At 72.2% G+C, this 492-nt stretch carries 1 pseudogene; it reads right to left on the bottom strand.

Annotated elements, in window-relative coordinates:
• A pseudogene (locus tag VTU_RS29390) lies at positions 1-492 on the bottom strand (DNA mismatch repair endonuclease MutL); the annotation flags it as partial.

Here is a 492-nt window from a genome sequence, read left to right on the forward strand (position 1 = left end):
CGAGGGTCAGGCGCCGGTTGGCGCGCACCGCGCCATGGCAGGCCATGCTGGCCAGAATCTCGTTGCGCGCGCGTTGCACCACGCTGCTGGCGTCGTGCGCGGCGAGTTCCGCGAGCACGCTGCGCGCCAGTTCCACCACGTCGCCCTGCGCCAGCGGGCCGGGTACGGCGCGCACCGCCAGGGTCTTGGGCGAGAAGGGAACCACCTCCAGGCCCAGCGTGCTCAGTGCCTCTGCCGACTCCTCGGCCGTGGCCACTTCCTGCGGCGTGGCAGCGAAAGTGGCGGGGACCAGCAGGGTCTGGCTGGCAAGGCCTGCGCCGCTGTCCACCTGCGCCTTGAGGCGCTCGTAGACGATGCGCTCGTGCGCGGCGTGCATGTCCACGATCACCAGGCCCTGGGCGTTTTCGGCCAGGATGTAGACGCCCTGGAGTTGGGCCAGCGCGCGCCCCAGCGGCCAGGCGGGTTGCTGGGGCGCATGCTCTGCCGGGTCGA

Origin of the sequence: Verminephrobacter aporrectodeae subsp. tuberculatae At4 (assembly GCF_000193225.1) — a bacterium.
Taxonomy (GTDB): Bacteria; Pseudomonadota; Gammaproteobacteria; order Burkholderiales; family Burkholderiaceae_C; genus Acidovorax; species Acidovorax aporrectodeae.